This is a genomic window from Sphingobacterium sp. HMA12, from assembly GCF_002933815.1.
In the GTDB taxonomy this organism is placed as follows: domain Bacteria; phylum Bacteroidota; class Bacteroidia; order Sphingobacteriales; family Sphingobacteriaceae; genus Sphingobacterium.
In genome coordinates, this window is record NZ_BEYR01000002.1 from 235687 (window position 1) to 257672 (window position 21986).

At 41.3% G+C, this 21986-nt stretch carries 16 protein-coding genes; 12 read left to right on the forward strand and 4 right to left on the reverse strand.

Going from position 1 to position 21986, the window contains the following annotated elements:
* The first annotated feature begins 104 nt into the window (after positions 1 to 104).
* On the forward strand, positions 105 to 1133 hold the full coding sequence (locus tag HMAT_RS14715; RefSeq protein ID WP_104383620.1) for a glutaminyl-peptide cyclotransferase: 1029 nt from the start codon (positions 105 to 107) through the stop codon (positions 1131 to 1133).
* 306 nt (positions 1134 to 1439) lie between these two features.
* Here HMAT_RS14715 and HMAT_RS14720 read toward each other — a convergent pair whose 3' ends face one another.
* Both HMAT_RS14720 and HMAT_RS14725 read right to left on the reverse strand, forming a co-directional pair.
* Positions 1440 to 2465: a kelch repeat-containing protein gene (locus tag HMAT_RS14720; protein WP_104383621.1), complete on the reverse strand. Its 1026-nt coding sequence runs from the start codon at positions 2463 to 2465 to the stop codon at positions 1440 to 1442.
* A 6-nt stretch (positions 2466 to 2471) separates the two neighbouring features.
* Positions 2472 to 3836 carry a DUF4270 family protein gene (locus tag HMAT_RS14725; RefSeq protein WP_104383622.1) on the reverse strand — a complete coding sequence of 455 codons (1365 nt, stop codon included), beginning with the start codon at positions 3834 to 3836 and terminating at the stop codon, positions 2472 to 2474.
* A 119-nt stretch (positions 3837 to 3955) separates the two neighbouring features.
* Here HMAT_RS14725 and HMAT_RS14730 point away from each other — a divergent pair, with 119 nt between their 5' ends.
* A complete protein-coding gene (locus HMAT_RS14730; protein WP_104383623.1) occupies positions 3956 to 5389 on the forward strand; it encodes a cell wall metabolism sensor histidine kinase WalK in 1434 nt (477 codons plus the stop codon).
* A 63-nt stretch (positions 5390 to 5452) separates the two neighbouring features.
* Positions 5453 to 6127 carry a response regulator transcription factor gene (locus tag HMAT_RS14735; RefSeq protein ID WP_104383624.1) on the forward strand — a complete coding sequence of 225 codons (675 nt, stop codon included), beginning with the start codon at positions 5453 to 5455 and terminating at the stop codon, positions 6125 to 6127.
* A gap of 23 nt (positions 6128 to 6150) precedes the next feature.
* On the opposite strand, the gene HMAT_RS14740 is transcribed toward HMAT_RS14735, so the two are convergent.
* Positions 6151 to 8892 (reverse strand): outer membrane beta-barrel protein, encoded by a 2742-nt coding sequence (locus tag HMAT_RS14740; protein WP_104383625.1) that lies wholly within the window; start codon positions 8890 to 8892, stop codon positions 6151 to 6153.
* A 175-nt stretch (positions 8893 to 9067) separates the two neighbouring features.
* On the opposite strand from HMAT_RS14740, the gene HMAT_RS14745 reads away from it, so the two are divergent.
* On the forward strand, positions 9068 to 9610 hold the full coding sequence (locus tag HMAT_RS14745) for a TetR/AcrR family transcriptional regulator (protein ID WP_104383626.1): 543 nt from the start codon (positions 9068 to 9070) through the stop codon (positions 9608 to 9610).
* A gap of 241 nt (positions 9611 to 9851) precedes the next feature.
* On the forward strand, positions 9852 to 11558 hold the full coding sequence (locus HMAT_RS14750; protein WP_104383627.1) for a glycoside hydrolase family 3 N-terminal domain-containing protein: 1707 nt from the start codon (positions 9852 to 9854) through the stop codon (positions 11556 to 11558).
* 125 nt (positions 11559 to 11683) lie between these two features.
* Here the strand turns inward: HMAT_RS14750 and HMAT_RS14755 are convergent, their stop codons facing one another.
* Entirely contained in the window at positions 11684 to 13231 is a 1548-nt protein-coding gene (locus HMAT_RS14755) for a glycoside hydrolase family 10 protein (protein WP_104383628.1), read from the reverse strand.
* A 215-nt stretch (positions 13232 to 13446) separates the two neighbouring features.
* Here HMAT_RS14755 and HMAT_RS14760 point away from each other — a divergent pair, with 215 nt between their 5' ends.
* The 7 genes from HMAT_RS14760 to HMAT_RS14795 all read left to right on the forward strand — a co-directional run bounded on the left by HMAT_RS14760 (position 13447) and on the right by HMAT_RS14795 (position 21782).
* Positions 13447 to 14874 (forward strand): L-serine ammonia-lyase, encoded by a 1428-nt coding sequence (locus tag HMAT_RS14760; RefSeq protein WP_104384011.1) that lies wholly within the window; start codon positions 13447 to 13449, stop codon positions 14872 to 14874.
* 77 nt (positions 14875 to 14951) lie between these two features.
* Positions 14952 to 15740 carry an MBL fold metallo-hydrolase gene (locus tag HMAT_RS14765; RefSeq protein ID WP_104383629.1) on the forward strand — a complete coding sequence of 263 codons (789 nt, stop codon included), beginning with the start codon at positions 14952 to 14954 and terminating at the stop codon, positions 15738 to 15740.
* A 504-nt stretch (positions 15741 to 16244) separates the two neighbouring features.
* Positions 16245 to 16961, forward strand: a complete 717-nt coding sequence (locus HMAT_RS14775) for a DUF4198 domain-containing protein (protein ID WP_104383631.1) — start codon at positions 16245 to 16247, stop codon at positions 16959 to 16961.
* A 95-nt stretch (positions 16962 to 17056) separates the two neighbouring features.
* Positions 17057 to 19477, forward strand: a complete 2421-nt coding sequence (locus HMAT_RS14780; protein WP_104384012.1) for a TonB-dependent siderophore receptor — start codon at positions 17057 to 17059, stop codon at positions 19475 to 19477.
* A 30-nt stretch (positions 19478 to 19507) separates the two neighbouring features.
* On the forward strand, positions 19508 to 19840 hold the full coding sequence (locus tag HMAT_RS14785) for a hypothetical protein (protein ID WP_104383632.1): 333 nt from the start codon (positions 19508 to 19510) through the stop codon (positions 19838 to 19840).
* Positions 19841 to 19850: 10 nt separating this feature from the next.
* Complete coding sequence (locus HMAT_RS14790; RefSeq protein WP_104383633.1) at positions 19851 to 20129, forward strand: hypothetical protein; 279 nt, start codon at positions 19851 to 19853, stop codon at positions 20127 to 20129.
* Positions 20130 to 20135: 6 nt separating this feature from the next.
* On the forward strand, positions 20136 to 21782 hold the full coding sequence (locus tag HMAT_RS14795; RefSeq protein ID WP_104383634.1) for a PepSY domain-containing protein: 1647 nt from the start codon (positions 20136 to 20138) through the stop codon (positions 21780 to 21782).
* The last annotated feature ends 204 nt before the right edge of the window (positions 21783 to 21986 follow it).

Here is a 21986-nt window from a genome sequence, read left to right on the forward strand (position 1 = left end):
ATCGGACTTTTTAAATCATAATGGTGAGACGATCATGATTTATTTAAACATACTGTTTTATAAAAATAAGATCTTTTCATCAGCGCTAAAAATTAATTATATAGATGAAAAAAATCACGTATTTTATTGCGATTGCAGCACTTGCTTTTGCTTCCTGTAAGTCGAAAAAATCTGCGTTGGAATTTGCATCTCCGGGTGCTAACCAAGCGGTATTGAAGGGTAGTCAAGTGCAATTGAAATTGAAATTTGATGCTATTACCATGGACTCTGTTGCTTATTTTGTAGACGACAAACATGTGGGTTCTTCAACTGATACGGTAGCCATTACTGTTGAGACCAAAGACATGGCCTACGGCACGCGGAATATTTCTGCAACAGTCTACAGCGGTGGTAAGTCTGATTCCGTTTCGAGTACCTTCTATGTGGTTCCGGCGAGTGCTAAGAACTATGGATTCCAAGTGGTCAACAAATATCCACATGATACGACAGCATTTACCCAGGGTCTTCAATTTGCTGACGGTGTATTGTATGAGTCAAATGGACGGTATGGGGAGTCAAACCTTAGAAAGGTAGATCTGACAACAGGAAAGGTACTGAAAGAAATCAAATTCGATGAAAAAACCTTTGCTGAAGGAATGACTTTGGTAGGCAACAAATTGTTTATGTTGACCTGGCAGCAAGGAGAAGGATATGTATTTGATAAAAACTCGTTTACAAAAGAAAGCTCGTTCAAATACGAAAATAGTAAAGAAGGTTGGGGAATTACCTACGATGGAAAGCACCTGATCAAATCGGACGGATCAAACAAATTATTCTTTTTAGATGCAGCTACGGGTAAAGAGCTGAACGCAATTGGTGTATATGACGAGAATGGTCCGGTGGATGAACTGAATGAATTGGAATATATTGACGGAAAAGTTTATGCAAATGTGTACCAGAAAGATGTCATTGTAATCATCAATCCGGAGACAGGTGCAGTAGAGGGGCGTATTAATCTCGTCGGTATCTATGAGCATACTGCAGCTTATGATAATGAGCTGAACGGTATAGCCTATGACCATGCCAATAAACGTTTGTTCGTAACAGGTAAATTATGGAATACGTTGTACGAGATTAAGGCGATTGAAAAGTAATAGCCTACCAATACAAAATACATGTAAAGAAAAGCCGTACCCTTGGATACGGCTTTTTCTTTTGACCCGACGTTGTCGAAGGAGCTTTATTTGGAGCCGAAGCGATGATCCTGCATAGTGCGTTCGGCTAAAGGTAGCCTTGCATCAGTCATGAAGATTTCTATTGGATTACTAATATATACGTGTCTACGAGTGAAATTGATTCGGATATATATATCTGGCCATTTGAAATACAGCATCAATCAGCATAAAAAAAGAGATGAAAACTTAGTTTTCATCTCTTTTTTTATGCTGATCTTAGTTCGATTAATAAATCGGAGTAAACATCCAAGTATCGTCAAAACGGGTAGATCCGTTCAGACCAGTAGTCACATAACCATTGCTTCCTACTGCAAAGCCTATAGCATCTTGACGTGCTGAACCAGCAAAGTTGCCATTGTCATTTGTCCAGTAATCGCCACCGACATTGTATTTCCAAACGGTGTTGATAACAGCATTTTTGTAACCACCAACTACAAATGGGGTGCCGTTGATTGCAAATGCAGCAGCACTTGAGCGGGTTAAGTCATAAGTATATGAATTGTCTGCTCTGTTTAAATCATTTAGTTTAGTCCATTTGCTACCATCAAATTTGTAGAAATCTTTCGGGTAAGAACCATTTGAAATACCTCCACCAATATATGCAACATTACTTACGACAAAAGAAAATGCTGATTTTCTTTTAGAAGAAAAAGGAGCATCACTGATCGCCTGCCAAGTGTTCGCCGTTGGATCATATTTATAGAATTCATTTGTGTTGGTAGTTCCACCGTTGACAACCGTTTCACCTGTTCCCACGTATGCAGCACCATTCAATGTAAACGCAACAGCATTTGATAATGCAATTGGCAAGGGTGCAATAGGAGACCATGAGCCTTTACCTCCGTCAGCTGCTGGATCAAATTTGTAGAAATCTTTTAAGTTGTTGGTTCCATCATTTCCACCACCGATATAACCGATATTGCCGATTGAAAAACCGATAGCACCGTTTCTCGCTACGCCAGTAAAAGGAGCTTTCTCTGCCCAAGTATTGGATGCAGCATCGTATGCATAAGTATCTTGAACACGGAAAGGTTTTCCCCCAGCATTACTTGCTAAACCAGTTGAAACATAAGCAATGTTATTTATCAAAAAGCTCGCAGCAGATGAAGTTTGTGGCCCTTTAAATGCAGCTTTTTCAAACCATTCGTCTGATTTATCAGATTCATCGTCGTCACTTTTTTTACAAGAAGAGAAAGTTGTAACTGTAAATACAAAAGCTAATAAAACGAGTAGCCAATTTTTCTTGTTCATAAATTATTAAAATTTAGTATAAAGGATGTTTAATTTAATTTTAGGATCATTCTCATTGTCTTTTGCCAAGATTAATCTGTTTCCTGTTGAAAATAGCTCCGATGTTGGTAAAGATAGATATAATGAAGTGTTTTTATATGCTGTTGTTTTAATTTTTGTCAAATATTCAATCAAATTGAACGTATACTTACCATTTGAACCGAAATCATTTCCTGGTACTAAAGGTACTTGTTGGGTCGTGGTCCCGTACGGTGTTGTTACAAGATTGATGGGATTACCGTTGTTAGCTGCAACCATCAAGATCAGACTACTTGGCTGTGCAAAATTCGTTGCTGCAGCGTTTTCCACTTCTATTACCAATTCAGCCTTATTTATAGACACCGAGGGATTATTTACTAATTCCAATAACGTAGGAAACTCAATTTTTGCTACAACGCCAGTCGATCCTTCTAAAAATGTATAGCCTTCTGTCTGTTTACTTGCGATCTGTGGATTGGCTATTGACAAGGATGCAAACTTGGTCGCCGAACGGTCCGCCTCGATCTGGTTATATTGGAAAGCTTTGTTATCAATTGAAAAATATTGTTTTCCGTTAGATTTTGTGCCCTCATTGTTCAAAAATGAATAATGGACCTGTAAAAATACGGTATCTTTAAAACCAATTAATGTACTGTTGCTATTGTCCGGAACAAATGCTAAGCCCTTGAAATATTCCTGAAAGCTCGTATTATTTTGAATTCTGTTGTCATTATTTTTAATCATCGTAAACAATTCATTGCCGATGGTATTATTAAATCTAAAATGTAATGAGTCAATTGATTTAACATGAGGCTTGAATGACAGTTCAGCCAACGAAGCATTGTCAAAAGCGAATTTTTGCTTACTGAATATCGCGGCTGAAGTTACAAATACAGGACGTTCATCTACAGGTTTTGTCAGGTCAATCTGTGTTTGCGTAATATCCTCTGAAACACGGTGAACTGAGATTTTTTGAACCTTAGTTGTATCGCCGTAATAATATCTATTTAAAGGGACAACCAAAGTCACCGAATCTAATACTGCATCATCAGGTAAACTTGCACTATTCACTGTACCAATTCCTAGACGCATATAAGACGTTGAGGTAACACTGCCGGTAACGGCATTGCTATTTTTTCCTACCAAAATCATTCCCGTATTTGAGGTCGGAATGTTGTCCAATTGGTAGGTAGAAACTTTGACGGAAACAGTATCAATTGGTACTACGCCAATCGTTTCATCTCTTGAACTATCCAAAGAAAGTGAAATGTCCTTATTACAGCCGACAAAAGCCGCCAACGTAAAAAGTGGAAGTAAAAATTGTATACTACGTCTCTTAAAGTTTTTGATCATATTAAATTTTGAATAGTGCAAAAGTAATCAATGCTTACTGTTAATCAGTGTTATATTTTGTTAAATATGGTTAATTACCACAGCGATTGCAAATCTAGTAATTTAAATTTGTTTTCGTTATGGGTAGGAGATTTAAATTACTGATCAGTTTGATCGTCATTATAGGTACAGGAATTACTATTGTTTTGGGTATCTGGCTGTATGGAAGTTATACCAATCGTCGGGATCTGTTCCTGTCCACCGCCGAGCGCTCACTCTTTAATGCTGTACAGGAGGTGTATCAGGCAGAAAATGGTGATCAACGGCTCGATGGGCCTGAGAGCGAAAGAAATCGCCTGCTCGATGATGTCAAAAGAGAATTTCTACCCCTGCTGCCCCAAGCTCGACTTGAGCAGGCACTGCAAAGAGTGCGCAGCCTTCAGCCCAGAAAAGAACATTCCTTTCGTGACGATCCGGACCGAAAGGGAAAGCTATATGCCAAAGACCGCGATAACCAGAATGCCATTATTCCCCCTTTTTTGTTCCGTGATTTTGACATGAGCAAAACCAATCTGGATCTGATCGACAACAAGTTCAGGGAATCACTAAGCAACAAGAACATCTCCGTATCCTACGAGTTGAGCGTCGTAACCATCCCACGCGAACAGGTAAAGGATGTACGCCGGCAATACCGGGAAAAAAACTTGGCATGGACGCGCCCAATGATGGTCAATCCCTTAAAAAATGAATTTCTCGTGGTCAAATTTCAGGAAGATTGGAAATACCTGCTTTATAGCTTGAGCTGGCAATTGCTGATTTCTTTGCTGCTGATCGGACTTTTGTTGGGTACCTTTTTTTACCTGATGAAAACGATTCTCAACCAGAATAAAATGGCCGAACTACGAAAAAACTTTGTGGACAATATGACTCACGAACTGAAAACCCCAGTATCGACGGTGATGGCAGCGGTTGAAGCGATACAGCTCTATGGTGTGCGTGAGGATAAAGAGAAGATGGACCGCTATCTGGATATTTCAAAAAGGGAGCTTGAGCATCTTTCCGGTATGATTGAAAAAGTATTGCAGATGGACATAGATGCATCAAGGGGAATTGTTTTGCAGCGGTCTGAGTTTGATCTTGTCTCGATGGTGGAGAGTGTTGTTGAAGTGGCACAGCTCAATAAAACCAAAGCTGTTGAAGTAGAACTGCTTGCAGATCCGGAGTCAATCCAGATTCAGGGGGATGAATCTCACTTAAAAAATGTCATCAATAATTTATTGGAAAATGCCATTAAATATGCTGGACAACATGTAAAAGTCAAGGTGGAGATCAAAGGTGGCAAGGAACATGTTCAGATCCGTATTAAAGATAATGGTAAGGGCATAGCTCCCGAATACCATCAGCAGATTTTTGATATGTTTTTCAGGGTGCCCTCCGGTAATTTACATGACGTGAAAGGCTTTGGCTTGGGACTTGCTTACGTCAAGCAGGTCGTGAAGCGCCACGAAGGTAAGATCACTGTTGAAAGTGAATTAGGGAAGGGAAGCACTTTTACGATCCGATTACCATATTAGCGTAAACTATGCTATCTTCGATAGGACGATAGCATAGCAAAAAAATTATTGAACGACAACATTATGATTGATATTTTATACGTAGAAGATGAGCCGAGCCTGGCCATGATTGTGGCGGACAGTTTGGAAGCGAATGGCTTTCGGGTCGTACATTGCATTAATGGTGATGAAGCTTTAGCTTCTTTCAATAGCGCTAGACCAGATATTATGGTGGTCGATGTGATGATGCCTGTCATGGACGGATTCACTTTGGCCACAAAAATCCGGGAGATGGATACATTGCTTCCCATTATCTTCCTGACGGCTAAAGTACAGACCGAAGATGTCGTTCGCGGATTTCGCCTCGGTGGCGATGACTATGTCAAAAAACCCTTTAAAATTGAGGAGTTGGTCGTCCGGATAGAATCTTTGTTAAAGAATAGTCCGAAGATGCTGTTTGGACAAAAACTCATGATCGGGGATTACACACTGGACAGCTTGAAACATCAGCTGATCTATCAGGGGGAAGCGCTCAAACTATCTTTTCGTGAAAGTGAACTCCTCCGCAAACTGTACGAACAGAAAGATAAGGTGATCGCCAGAGAAGAGATTATGCGGGCTTATTGGAGCCATGATAAGTATTTCACTGGGCGTAGCCTGGATGTGTTTATTAGCCGTATTCGAAAGTATTTAAGCCAAGATCCAAGGATCAAAATTACCAACGTCCGTGGCGTAGGATATATGCTGACAGTAGATTAAAAATAGTGTTCCACGTGGAGTTTTTAATCTTTTCGCTGACGGTTTGCTTTTCCGCCCATACCCCTTATATGATACGTAAAGCTTAAGATAGCATAGCGGGTAATGGCATTGGACTGTGATACACGTACCCAAAGGTCATTGACCTGTTGGTTGATGTTTTTATTATCGTTGAATATATCAAAAACAGTCAGATTGATCTCGGCATTTCTCCTTCTGAATAATTTCTTGCCAACAGAAACATTCCACAACAAACTTGTGGTGCTCGGTGCGTTGAGGATGCTACCGTTGTATAGGTAATTGAAAGTCGAATTTAACGTCCAGCTTTTCAACAATGTCAATGCGATGGAATTGCCGATGGTGTGTTTATAAACAGAATAATTGGATTTCTCCGTTGCCGAGTTTTTTGAATAAGATAAATTTCCGTTGTAGTCCAGTCCAATAATGACATCTTTACTGAAAGCCGTATTCACCCCGATGCGTTGATTTATACCGTACGTTTTGGCATTTACTTTTTCCAGGTTCAACAAGGTGTAATTCTGATTGAAATAGAGGTTGTTGTTGAGGTTGATATTTAGTTTTACCGGCTCAATACGATAGCCAAAACTATTGTGCCACTTTAAGTTATAGACGCCATCAAAGTTTTCCGGTTTGATATACTGGCCTCCCGGTCCGAGTATGATATCCTCGGCGATGGCAAATGCGGAATCTGTCGTAAAGATGGTCGTTGAAATCTTATTCTGAATAAAATCTGCCGTAAAATCTGATGTAAAGCTTCTGCCCGAAGCTTTGTTGACAGACCTAAACTGCATGACCAAGTTATGGTCATATTCCTGTTTCAGGTTGGGGTTACCCGAACTGATACGCAAAGGATTTTGATTATCAATAAAATCTTGCAGCTGTTCAATAGCCGGTGTATTGGTTTTGGCATTATAGCGGATCTCTATGCGGGTTTCTTTATTGAAATTGTACTGGAAATTTATGTTGGGTAACAGACTGTTAAAACGGCTCTTTGTTTTCAATATGTTCGGAAATAGTTTGTCGTTCACTTGATTTGCTGTCTGATAATCCAGCCCAATTTGAAACCGTATGCTATCTTTTTTATTGAATAAATAAGAAATCCCGGCGCTGTGGTACACAAAGTCATTACGGAATTCATTTGATAGGCGGTTTTTTAACTCCCCTAATTGTTCGGTTTCCGCAAGAAACTCATAGGTTTTTCGGTCAGAATACCGTGCTGTATTCCTGAAAGTATAGTTTCCCTGCAAACGGGTGTATTTGCTCAACATCTCGGTATAGGCAATCTTCGAGCGAAAACCGTTGTTGTCACCATTTGAATAATTCCGGTTGTCTACGGTGTCAACACGTTGGGGCAGGCCATCCCGATAATAGGAGTTAAGAGCATAATTGGCAGCATGGCTTTTGTTTGTGCTGAAAGAACCATTGAAATTGATGCTGACCGTACGGCCCGGTTTGTTCAGTCTGCGCATATAGGTCAGGTCACCGCCCCAGTTAAAATTCTCACCGAAACTTTTATTGTTGCGGTTTGATCTATTGAGCGTGTCCTGTAAGTTTAATAGGGTATTGCCGATGGAACCACCAAGCCTATCGTTGCTCTGGTAGGAGAAATTAGGCTGTATATCCAGCCTTTGGATAGAATCTATTTTCCAGTTTGCGCGTAGGGAAAGGGCATGATTGTTTGTGTAAGTACTGCCGGATTGCTGCTGATTGTTGATTTGGTTGGCTCTGTTGCCTGCAGTATATTCTGTTTTGTTTTGACTGACCGTATTATTGTCTGTATAGTTGTAGGTGTAGTTAGCGTTGAAATCCATCCGGTCTGCCAAAAAGCGGTCGAGATAGTTAAATCCAGCATTGAACCGTGTTGTAACCCCCTGTCCGGTACGCCCGCGCGCGTTGCCACGCGGCGCAAAGCCATTGGGTTGGTTGAAGTTATTGGTGTTGATATCTATGGAATATTGACGCTTTGGATTCATTTTGGTGACTTGCATATTCACTGCATATTTATTGTTCGGACCGGCTCCGCCGCTGATTTTGCCAAAGTAGGATTTCCTTTTATCCGGTTTGGTCACAATATTGATCACTTTCATCCGTTTGCCGTCGTCAAATCCGCTGAATTTCGCCTGCTCAGTCTTGTCATCAATGAGCTGAACTTTGGCAATGACATCGGCCGGTAAGTTTTTGAGCGCAACTTTTGGGTCAGTGCTGAAAAATTCACGGCCGTCAATAATAATTTTGCTCACGGCTTCTCCCTGCGCCTTGACATTACCGTCTTCATCAATTTCTACACCCGGTATCTGTTTTACCAGTTCGTCAGCATCCGCAAAATCAGGGGTGACATATTTTTTGGCATCAAACTCCAATGTATCGCCCCGCACCTGTATGCTCGTTGGCGAAATGCTGATTTCGTCTAGCACAATCTCCGAACTGTTGAGCTTAAAATTGATGTCTACGGTCTTGCCCATTAATTTTATTTTTCGGATGTCTGCGGTATAACCCATCGGCTGTACTGATACGAGATAATCCCCATTGGGAAGAGCCTTGCTGATAAACTTGCCCAACATATCCGTAGGTGTCTGTAGTTTGCTAGAATCCTTTAGTGCGATGATGGTGACGCTGGCACCTGAAATCGGTTTGGAATTGTTGTTGTCCGTCAGTTTGCCGGATATATACTGCTGGGCAAGCACATTCGTCATTGATAGGATTAAACTAAGCGAAAGGATAACAATGGTCCAGGTCGTGATTTTCATTGGTTGAGGATGTCTGCGTCGTTTAATGCGCTGTTATTGGCCGTAAATTTTTATTTGTCAAATTTATGCGACTATTTGATACAAATTACTATCATTTTAGTTACAATAATCCGAACTGAACGGAAAGATTAGATATATTTGCAATAGAATTAAAATCAACTGAACGGCATAGTATATGAAAGAAAGTGTTTTGAGTAGAAAAGAGCGTATTATGAGAGAAGCATTGTTGCTTTTCTCAGACCAAGGCTATACCAATACCTCTACCAAAACAATAGCGCAGAACGCTGGGGTTTCTGAGGCTTTGATATTCAAACATTTTGGTAACAAAGATGCACTTTTGGTCTATTTAATAAAATCCGGATACCGCAAAGTCCTTACCCATCACCGTGGGATGATGACCTACCGGGAACCGAAAGACTTCTTACGTACAATGATCAACCTTCCCAATAAGTTGGTCAGCGCCGAGCCCATATTCTGGAAATTGCAGGAACGTCTGTCGCACCATCCCTTTTCAAAGCAACAACATGAGCAGTTCATGAAACCGGTACAGCCCATTATCCATCGGGCCTTTGAGGAACTAGGATACGAAAATCCCGAACTGGAAACGCAATTTCTCCTGTTGATAATAGATACCTTGTGGAAGAAGGAGGCGATAGGTGAATTGGAGCATGTGATGGAATTGACGCTTTTTCTTGAGAAAAAGTATAATTTGATATAGTACCTAGTATTTAGTAATGAGTATTTCGATTCATCCCGAAACCGGTTCTCGACAAAATAAACGATAGACAACAGGTAGATCCGACAACACTGCTCAATTGATGGATCATTATATTTTCCTCTGTGGCATTTAAAATGCATCTTTATGCATGTTTATATAAAATTGTTGCAAAAACAATTTTATATTATCCAAAATAATAGCGTTATTAGTATTCTATTTAAGACATTATACAAACTAATTTATGTTCAAAAAATTCAGTCTGGGCCTATTGGCATTGGCCGGTGCGCTATCCATTGCGAAAGCACAGGAGAAGAAAGATTTTGTGAAATACATCAATTCCCAGCACGATTGGGTGGATGCCGTATTTAATACCCTGACGCCAAAGGAGAAGGTCGCGCAGTTGTTCCTCGTGCGGGCACATACCAATCTTGGTCAGAAATACATCGATTCCGTCGCACAGGTTATTCAGGACGAACATTTGGGCGGCCTTGTTGTTTTTCAGGGTGGTCCCGTACGTCATGTGGATATGTTCAATCGTTATCAATCGCTTTCTAAAGTGCCCTTGATGATGACTTTTGATGGTGAATGGGGGCTAGGTATGCGGATGCCGGATTCTACCTTATCTTTCCCTTACCAGATGACACTTGGTGCTGTGCAGGACAATCAATTGATCTACCGCATGGGACGGGAAGTCGCACTGGATTTTCATCGCATCGGCATGCATTTTAATTTTGCTCCAGATGTGGATATCAATAACAATCCTAAAAATCCGGTCATTGGGATCCGTTCTTTTGGCGATAATAAATATAATGTCACCCAGAAAGCAAAAGCGTATATGGACGGTATGGTGGATGGCGGTATATTGGCCTCTATCAAACACTTCCCGGGACATGGTGATACCGATGTAGATTCACACTATGACCTTCCTCAGCTCCCTTTTGATAAAAAGAGACTGGATACGTTGGAAATGTACCCCTTCAAAGAACTTATTAAAGCGGGTGCTCCGGCCGTAATGGTTGCACATATGAATATCCCGATCCTGGATGACACACCAAATATGCCATCTTCTATTTCTAGAAAAGTCGTCACCGACCTACTTCGGAACGAACTTGGCTTTAAAGGCTTGACCGTTACCGATGCCATGGATATGAAAGGTGTCAAAAAGTTCTTCCCGAATGGTGAGGCTGATGTACAGGCCATCATTGCCGGACATGACCTCCTTGAAGTTTCAGAAAATAGCAAACGGGCGATTGACCTTATCCTAAAGGCAATCGAAGCAGGGCGCATCTCGCAGGCAGATATTGACGCCCGCGTGAAAAGGGTATTGGCAGCCAAACTATGGTTGGGATTAGATAAATATCAGGCTACCCCGCAGCAGAATCTGTATGCCGATTTACATCGCGCATCCGCAGTACAGTTGATTGACGAACTTTCCAGGGCTGCCATTACGGCGCTCAACTCGACGGAGAAATTAAAATCCTTCAAAAAAGAACTGCCTACAGCAATTATCAATATCGGTATTTCTGCCAATCAAACATTCCAAGATCAACTTGCAGCTGCCTTGACCAACGAAACACAATATTTTGTACCGGACAGCTTGAGTAAAGACGATATGAAACGTCTTATGAAAGAAATCAAGAAAAACAAACAATTCATTATCGCTGTACACGATACGCGACTACGTCCCCGCCCAACCATGCAGCTGAATGAAAATGTGCAGGGCCTGATGAAGAAGTTTGCGAAAAAATCTGTTTTGACGCTATTTACAAATGTATATGCCTTAGATGGTGTCGAAGCTTCGAAGAAAGCAAAGACAATTTTACTGGCTTACCAAAATGACGCCTTTATGCAGAAGGCTGCCGCTGAAACGGTATTGGGACAGAATACTCCGAAAGGAAAATTGCCCGTTACTATTAACAAGAAATTCAAATACGGACAGGGCAAATAGATTCGCTTTAAAATCACACTAAAATAAAAGAACCCTCCTGAATCGCTGAGCCAACAAGAGCTGCTCAATTCGGGAGGGTTCTTTTTTTACTCCGCTTTTGTTCAATATCTATCACTCTACCTGTTCTAAGTATCTTCGTTTGCCTCCCTGCTATCCGAAGGACGGCTTTCATTTTTCATGCGGTCTATCGCTGTGACAACATACTTATACTGTTGATGCTGTTTGATGTCGTCATCTGTGTACTGAAGTTTATCGGCATCATAGGTGATAAAAATAATTTTTCCGGGATCCTTGATATTGATGCGTTCACCTACCGCAAAGCGATAAACAACATAGCCATACGCAGATTCACCATCACTTGCCGCATCCGGTTTCTGCCAAAAAAGAGTGTTCATTTTCCCATTGCTGGACGATTTTACCAGCAAGCCAAAAGGGGCATTGGGCGGAATGCTATCCAGCCAGGGCATTGTCGGCGGTAGAGCAGGAGTCCGATAGAGGTCATTACGCATGGAATCTTGCAATCCGACCAGATTATCGGTAAGAGATTTGGAACTGAAATATATACTTCCCTCGACATCATGTTCTTCACGCAGGTGACGTACCTGTCGGGGAATCTGGCTTTTGTCAGTCCATCCGATTTTATTTTCCGTTACCCTGTAAGCGCCATGTCCTACATAAAAATGCCGGCCATAAGTATGCCGCTGCCACCAGGATACCAATATTTCATATGCTGCAGCACGATTTTTAAAAGGAAAGTAGATCTGCGGATTGATGTAGTCGATCCAGCCTTCCTGCATCCATTTTACACCGTCTGCATAAAGCTCCCGATACGCACTTAAACCACGGGTTTCCGAACCAATGCTATTGTTTTCCTTATTGTCCCATACGCCACATGGACTGATACCATATTTGACATAGGGTTTTATTCTTTTGATCGCGATGCCGAGGTCCCGCACAAGCATGTTTACATTATTGCGCCGCCAGTCTTCAATATTTTCAATCCCATTATTATATTGGGCAAAAGTCAGCTGATCCGGTACGGATGTATTGCGGCTGTCTGGATAAGGATAAAAATAGTCGTCAAAATGGATACCATCGACATCGTAATTTTTAACAACATCCATGATGACATCAATGATATATTTACGGACATCCGGTAGCCCCGGATTGAAAAGCTTTTTCCCGGCATACGTAAAGAACCATTCGGGATGACGTTTGGTAATATGGTCATCGGAGAAATGAGCAGGATTCAATGTTGTCGAAGCACGATAAGGATTGAACCAGGCATGTAATTCCATTCCTCTTTTGTGTGCTTCCTCAATTGCAAATTGTAACGGATCATAGAACGGGGTCGGGGCCTGCCCTTGTTTTCCGGTTAAATATCGGCTCCAGGGCTCCCTGCTTTTTGCATAAAAGGCGTCTGCAGCAGGCCGTACCTGCAGGATGATCGCATTTAAGCCAGCGCTTCGATGCTGGTCCAGCAGATCGATAAATTCCTGCTTTTGCAACGCTACATTGTTACTCGCTTTGACAGAAGGCCAGTCTATATTACCGATGGTAGCTACCCATACACCACGAAACTCCCGTTTAGGTAGCTGTTGGGAATATGTTCTGATCGAAAATAAACAGATAAAAAAGGCAAAAAAAGAATATAAATATGTTTTTCCCGTCATTCTATAAATTGTAGCCAACAAAGATAGGGAAGGATTTCTTACTTTTTCGCTAAAAAATGTAAGATGTTTGTTGGATACTTGTTAAAAGAATGTCAGCTTGGTTTTCAAAATGATAATAATGCAAATACAGGTAACATTGTACCGTTATTTGTGCTAATTTAGATGCGGTTTTCACAAAAGCTATGAAAAACGAGCTAACCGCAACAATGAAGATTATGAGCAAAGAACAAATATCCGTTTTTGATATGTTTAAGATTGGTATCGGACCATCCAGTTCGCATACTTTGGGGCCTTGGCGTGCCGCCCAACAATTTACCCAAGTCCTTCAGGCAAAAGGTGTATTGAATGAGGTGGAGCAGATCAAGATTTTGCTTTATGGATCTTTGGCCAAAACCGGTGCCGGGCACGGTACGGATATTGCTGTTCTGCTTGGCTTAAGTGGAGACGATCCTGTTACCTTCGATGTTGACCGTGTGACACCAAAGGTGGCCCATATCAAAAGCGTTGGCCAATTGGAAGTGGCCGGTAAACATACCGTTCCGTTCTCTTATCAGGAGGATCTTCTTTTCCTTTACACCGAGAGTTTGCCCTTCCATCCAAATGCCGTTACATTTCAGGCCTTTCTGTCAAGTGGTAAGGCCATTACCGAAACCTATTATTCCATAGGTGGCGGTTTTGTCGTGCAGGAAAATGATACCGAGAGTGTTCTATCCGAAGTAGATCTTCCCTTTCCAGTAGATACTGCGCAGGAACTGCTGCACTGGACCATGAAAACAGGGCTGAAAATATCAGAACTCGTGCTAGAAAATGAATGCGCTTGGCGCGAGGAAAGTGAAACAGTCGCTGGAGTACTGAATATTTATAAAACGATCTATGAATGTATCTATCGGGGCTGTCACACCGGAGGCACATTACCGGGAGGCTTGAACGTGGAGCGCCGGGCGGCGAAACTAAATAAAAAATTGATGCAGGGCCGGAGTTATCAGGATTATGAATCATGGGTGACGGCAATTCGTGAAGGCGGACAGAATTTTCAGTATATCCTGGATTGGGTGAGCTGTTTTGCCCTTGCAGTCAATGAGGAGAATGCCTCTTTTGGCCGTGTAGTTACTGCGCCTACCAATGGAGCTTCAGGAGTTATACCTGCCGTTTTACAGTATTTTATTACCTTCCATGATGGGATGCGGGAAAATAAAATCGTTCAGTTTATTCTAACCGCTTCAGAGATCGGATCAATTTTTAAAAAGAATGCGACAATTTCAGCGGCCATGGGCGGCTGCCAAGCAGAGATTGGCGTATCCTCAGCCATGGCTGCCGGTGCTTTAACCGAGGTATTGGGTGGATCACAACGTCAGGTACTGATGGCTGCGGAGATCGCGATGGAACATCACCTCGGACTGACCTGTGATCCGATCGGTGGACTGGTACAGATCCCCTGCATCGAACGCAATACCATGGGCGCGATAAAGGCCATTACTGCGGCTCAGCTGGCGCTGCAATCCAATCCGGATAAGGCCAAAGTAAGCTTGGATACCGTTGTTAAAACCATGTGGGAAACGGCATTGGATATGAATGCCAAATATAAAGAAACGGCAGACGGAGGTCTGGCTGTCAATATTCCATTGAGTTTGCCAGAATGTTAAGGTCTTACCGAGTGTTTTTGTTTTTCGTATCTTTGACGCTGTTGAACAAAAATACGCTCATAAATTAGTATACGCGAATGAAATACTGTGCGATAGCCTCCGGTAGTAATGGAAACTGTTATTATATAGCCAAAGATGATTCGGCCATCTTGATCGATGCCGGTATCAACAGTAAGCATATTCATCTCCGGATGTATAATCTAGGTATTATCCCTACCCAGATCAAAGCAATTTTCATTACGCACGAACATTCAGATCATATTCGCGGATTATCTGTTTTCGCCAAAAAATACAATTTACCCGTATATATCACCAGAGGGAGTTACGATGGATCCCGCCTGCATTTACCTTCCCACCTGGTTCATATCATTGCGCCAAATGAGGAAGTAGAGATTGGTGGACTTAAGATTTATGGAATTCCCAAATACCATGATGCAAAAGAACCCTGTAGTTTCCTTGTTTCGGATGGTGTCCATAATATTGGTGTGCTGACGGATATCGGACGGCCATGCGAAAATGTACAACAGGTGATTCAACATTCGGATATCCTCTTGTTGGAATCTAACTATGACGAGGATATGCTACGTACTGGGCGATATTCCTATTTTTTGAAAAATAGGATCAGCAGTGGATGGGGGCACCTCTCCAACCGCGTTGCCGTTGAGCTGTTCAACCAATATAGGACAGATCGTCTCAAGCATTTGATTTTAACACACCTTTCGGGTGAAAATAATACGGTCGATCTTGTTCATGCGACATTCGAGCCCCATTGTGAGCATATCAAGCTGCATGTGGCCACACGTTATCAGGAAACGGAATTATTCGATATTGCCCATATCAATAGTGTAGTGGCTGCCCTTTCTTAACTTCCTTAATGCCTAGCATTAGGCAAAAGCCCGAACCCTCCTCATCCAATACCCGTCTGGATAAATATAGCTGCCATTTGCCTGTACGGCAGAATGATAAACGCTGCGACTATTGGTTGCTTTAACCTACCGGTTCGAGATACGTCAGAAGGGAAATCCAGTAAGAGATACGAAAAATGTAAAATATCCTTGATATCCAAAGAATTCCTGTTATATTTGCTCTGTTTTTAATCAGTCTAAATAGTTTTAAGTAATATATTGGCTTGATGAAAAGCAAAAATACCATGTAATAGACGGCAATCTATCACATGGCAAAATCTACAGACAGCGGCAACTGTCTCTAGTTGACTGAAGCAGTAAGCTGCATCAGTTACCTCCGATAAAGGATATGGAAGGACTTGCAAGATAGCGAATTTAAATGATTTTATTCGTTTGAAAGCTCGTTTTTGACGAGTAGAAACCTTCCTGATAAGTTGCAGAACTATACGCATCAATCAACATATTATGAAAATTTTAGTTTCGCTTTTTACATTTCTTGCAGCATTGTTTTACTGCAACAGCAGTTATGCTCACGCACTTTGGATAGAATCAGTACCGTATGGTACGGTTAATCAATCCCATGAAGTTAAGGTTTACTATGGTGAATATGTAACCAATGAAAGAGATCATATAGAGAAATGGTATTCGGATGTGAAGGATTTTACCTTGCTGTTGCATGCGCCCGGAAAGGCACCTGTGCAGGTACAACTGACCAATAAAGGAGATCATTTTAGCGGTTCATTCCAACCGACTGAACAGGGTACATACTTTTTATCGGTCGTAAAAGCGCCCAAAGACCTAGGCGGACAGACTAAATATGAGTTTTCATCACTGGTACCCGTCATCGTCGGTAAATCAGGCAAACTGGATTATAGCGCGATAAAAAATCCACTGCAGGTTGAGCTACTGAATTCAGCCAATGCAAAGAAAGGCGCCAGTCTGCAGGCGAAGATTACCAGTGAAGGAAAAATCGTTCCCAATGCCAAAGTATCTGTTTTTTCATCCACAGGCTGGGGAAAGGAATTCGTCGCCGATGCGAATGGCATAGTGACATTCGATGCGCTATGGTCAGGAGCCTATGTGCTTGAGGCAAGTACGTTTGTTGAAAAAGCCGGTGATCACGGAGGCAAGCCCTATGCTTCGTCCTGGCAGGGAAGCACAACTTTTTTTGAAGTAAAATAAATATTTAATACCTACAACTTGAATGGATTCATTTTAAATCTCAAATTCAAATGAATCCATTCTTTATTACCTATCATCTACATATTGAAACACTAATGAATAAAACTTTAACCTTTCTGGCGATTCCAATGATCAGTTCAATTTTTTCGGTGGCACAGGCCCAGAGCAAATTGAAGATTGAAGGGATCCTTGTTAATGAAAAATCCGAACCGATTTCGGGCGCAACGATTAAACTATCAAATACAGGTGTCACAACGAGCACCGACAGTGAAGGACGCTTTATCTTCGATAGACTTTCTGCCAAAAATTACCGCATGGAAATCAAAGCTTTCGGCTACGGTAAACACTCCATGGAAGTAACCGTAAAAGAGGAAGAAACACACCTGGGGCCCATCATTATGAAAGGCCAATCCGAGTCTATTGATGAAGTTGCAGTATACGGAAAGTACTATGAACATTATAAGTTTGACAGTATATCCGGATCATTGCGTCTCAAAACACCGATTTTGGAACTGCCACAAAATATTCAGGTCATCTCTTCGGATCTGATGGCCGACCAACAGGTCTTTGATATTGTTGATGGTATTACCCGTAATATCAGTGGTGCTACACGTCAGGGACATTGGGACAATCAATATGCCAATATCCGCATGCGTGGATCCAAGATTCCAGCTTTCCGTAATGGTATGAATATCGAAGCTTCATGGGGGCCTACAGCCGAAGATGCAAGCATGATCGAACGGATCGAATTTGTGAAGGGACCTGCCGGATTTATGCTTTCAAACGGTGAACCAGGAGGATTTTATAATGTCGTTACCAAAAAGCCAACCGGAAACACGAAAGGTTCTGTGACACTCAATACTGGTAGTTTTAGTACCTATCGCGCAGCGGTTGACTTGGACGGTAAATTAAGGAAAGATGGTAAGTTACTTTACCGTCTTAATGTCGCTGGTCAACAGAAAGATTTTTATACAAAATATAATTATAGTGATCGTGTTGTGATTGCTCCTGTCTTGACGTATAAGATGGATTCATTGACTTCACTGACGTTTGAATATACCTATCAAGGTTCGACGTACCTGTCGAACGGTAATTATGCATTTTCGCCAAAAGGATTTGCCGATCCGGGTATTTCGAATGATTTCTTTGCTGGAGATCCTTCATTCGCGCCAAACAAAATAAAAGATCACAGTGCATATCTATATTTTGATCGAAAACTAAATTCCAAATGGAATTTCCATGGACAGCTGGCCTATTTTAATTTTAATATGGTCGCCACCAGTTCATGGGTGAGTGCGATGCGTGCCAATGGTGATATGTCTCGAACCTATAATATGGCTGATGAAGCTGGCGAAAATAAATTTGCACAATTCTCGTTTACAGGAGAAGAATATACCGGCAACGTGCGTCATCGTATATTGGCCGGTGCTGACTTTGGTACTAAAAAATTCTGGGGTGATTTTGGGGTATTGGCACAAGATACATTGGTCACAAAACCATTGAATGTATATAATCCTGTTTATGGGATCGCAGCAGCGGCAATTCCTAATCCCGACAGGTCCAAAAGTGTTAAGGTAAGAGCTGGAGGTCAAAATTATGTCAACTCCGTATCGTATTCCTCTTTGTATGTACATGATGAAATGGCATTTTTGGAAGAAAAACTACGTTTGTCTTTAGGCTTACGTTACACGATAGCCGAAACCATTGGGAAAACCGCTACAGCAGATCGGACGGATAAAGCGCTTACACCACGTGTCGGATTGAGTTATTCAATAGACAAATCAACGAGTGTTTACGGATTATTTGATCAGTCTTTTGTTCCACAGGCAGGTACTGATTGGGAAGGAAATGCGTTTAAACCTGTTAGAGGAAATGATTTGGAAGCCGGTATCAAAAAGGAATGGGCTGGCGGAAAGTGGATCTCCACTTTAAGTGCTTATCGGATTAAAAGACAAAACGCTTTAACAGATGATATTGATCATCCAATAGCGGGGACTAATAATTACTTTAAAATCGCTCTCGGTGAAACAACAAGCAAAGGAATAGAGTTTGATATCACTGGTGAAGTGCTCCCAGGATTGAGTGCAAACGCAAACTATGCATTGACTGATTCCAAAGTATCGAAAGATGGAAAACAGGAAAATATAGGCAATATTACACCGAATACAGCCAAACACACAGCCAATGCCTGGTTAACTTACCGTTTGCAACAGGGACCATTGAGAGGCTTGGGATTAACAGGTAGCGTTCAGGGGATGTTCGACCGTGCTATTGGAACAACAAAGGAAAGTAACTTTAAGAATTATATAAGAACCGATGGCGGTATTAGTTTTCAAAATGGAAAATACAGTATTTCCTTGATGGTTAATAACTTGTTAGATAACAGAAAGCTATTAACTTCCGGCTCTATTACTAAAACGAGTGAGGCATTGAAGAAGCAGGGTATAGTAGATTATTATACTTATATCGTTGAGGCAAGACGCAACTTCCGTCTAGGCGTAACTTACAAGTTTTAATTAAGCGATTCTATATAAATCATTTATACGATGTATAGCACACTTTTAATAATCGTACTTATTGGAGCTTACCTCTTTTACAACAGCAGTAAAAAAGTGAAGTTTCAGCATAGACCCGAGCGGCTGAAAAAGCTTTGCGCACAGACTCAGTCTGTGCGTATCTTGAGTATCGGGTTGCTACTTCTCCCATTCGTAGTAATCCTGTATGTACAGGGATTTGGAGCCGGATTCTTTGCTTTTTTCGCCTATGTCATGTGTATGATGAGCCTAGTGGTCTTATTGAATCCGTATCGTTATTTAACAGCTTACCATGTCCTTGGACTGTATGCTGTCAGTCTTTGTGTCGAATTTTTGATATCATAATTGATTCTTTATGCCAGCAAATAAAAAATACCTGAGTTCACCCTTTCAACGGTTTCTGAAAATAACAGCCGGATTTATCGGCGGGTATATTGTTATGCTTTCTTTCCATGTATTGCTGACAGCTGTGTTTGAGAAAAAGGATGTTGTTATGACTGCCGGATTCACAGGTTACCTTCTTTGGGCTGTATTGATGCTCCTTGCCTTTCTTTCCAAAAGCGGATGGAAAATATGGGGAATTTATTTACTCTTGGCTGCGTTTTTTTCGTTGCCTTATTTGTTAAAGATGTAATCAATTATGAACAACAGAAATTATAACATCTATTTTAATACCCATACCATCAGCGGTATTATTATCTGTGCACTCCTCTATGTGATATTTTTTGCAGGTTCATTTGCATTTTTCAGAAATGAGATCGCAGCCTGGCAAAATAATGTGTCGTACAAGACATATAAGGAAAACCATCAAAGCTTTGACAAACTTCTGGATTCGCTAAAGGGTGAAACCAACCTCCATGGACGTGATATCAACTTCTATATGCATCGGGAGGGGACGTCCGCTTATGTGGGCTATACCGCGTCAAACGATACAATACTCAATAAGGAAAATCTATCCAAGATAACGCCTAAACAGAAAGCGGAAAAAAAGAAAGGCCGGAGACGGAGAGGCGGAGATGATGACTCGAAAAATTTTACCTATAATTTTGTCAATCAAAAAGTAGGAGAATATGCGCAGAACTATGATATGGGCGAGTTTTTATTCCGCTTACATTTTCTGGCCCAACTCAATCAAGTCCCCATTAGCGTAGGAATAGCGCCATTTGGATATCTCGTTGCAGGAATTACAGCCTTTATCTTTTTATTTGCATTGATAACAGGTTTGTTATTGCATTGGGACAAATTAGTATCGAACTTTTTTGTTTTTAGGCCATTCAGCAAGTGGAAGACGGTCTGGACAGATATGCACACCGCCCTTGGAGTAATCGGGTTCCCTTTTCAGTTTATTTTTGCCGTTACGGGTACATTTCTGATTGTTAATTCAGTTTTGGCTCTCCCTTTCAGCAAATTACTGTATGCTGGTGACCAGCAGAAGATGTATCAGGATATTGGTGTCTCAGCGAATGAGAGTTATGCTTATAGCTATAAACCCTTAAACAGAGATATGAAGATCGCTCCTTTTTTGGATATGGCAAAGACAAAATGGCCGGAAAGCGAGTTTTTGCGTATTGTGGTAAAAAACTATGCGGATTCAAATATGCATGTTATTATGGAACTTGAACCACATTTTAACAGCAGCTTTGCCGGATCTGGAATTTTGACTGTGAAGGTGGCCGATAATAAAATTGTAGAGGAGAAATCACCATTAACAGGAGCGAGCTATGCCGATTATGTCCGAAGCATTATATACCGTTTGCATTATGGTGACTATGGTGGATACCCGCTCAAAATGGTTTATTTTATTCTGGGCGTAATGGGTTGTCTGGTTATTATTTCCGGAATTCTGATCTGGTTGGTTGCCCGTGATAAAAACAATGTCATTCCGAGAAAACGTAAATTCAACTTTTGGGCGGCCAATATCTTTACAGCGATATGTCTGACGATGCTCCCTGTTACGGCGATTACATTTATCGCGATCAAGATCAGTCCCAAAGTGGACCAGGATTTTATCTATCGGGTCTATTTCTATGCATGGTTGGTTCTCTCCCTCTATTATATCATTCGTCGAAGTATAAGAAGGACAAACCGTGAAACGCTGTTGGTCGGAAGTATCTTTGCATTTATTGTCCCTATAGCCAATGGTCTGGTGACCCATAATTGGCTTTGGAAAACATTTGTGAATGGACAACGCGATTTATTTATTGTCGATTTTCTTTGGTTGATGATCGGTATTATCGGACTACTGGCCTTTTATAAGACAAAAAAATTCTTTCAGAAAATTCAGTAATTAGAATCCGTTACTCTCAACATTTCGTATGATAAAATATATGCCTAAAGGCTGCTTGAATAAAGCAGCCTTTAGGCATATATAAGGTACGGCTAAAGTATCTGTAAAGTACTTTTCGCCTTGCACAATTTACGAGAGGAGGTGGTATTGGACGGGTAAAGCGTTTTCGTTAATCTGTTGTCTCTTGTTCGACAGCTATTCGGA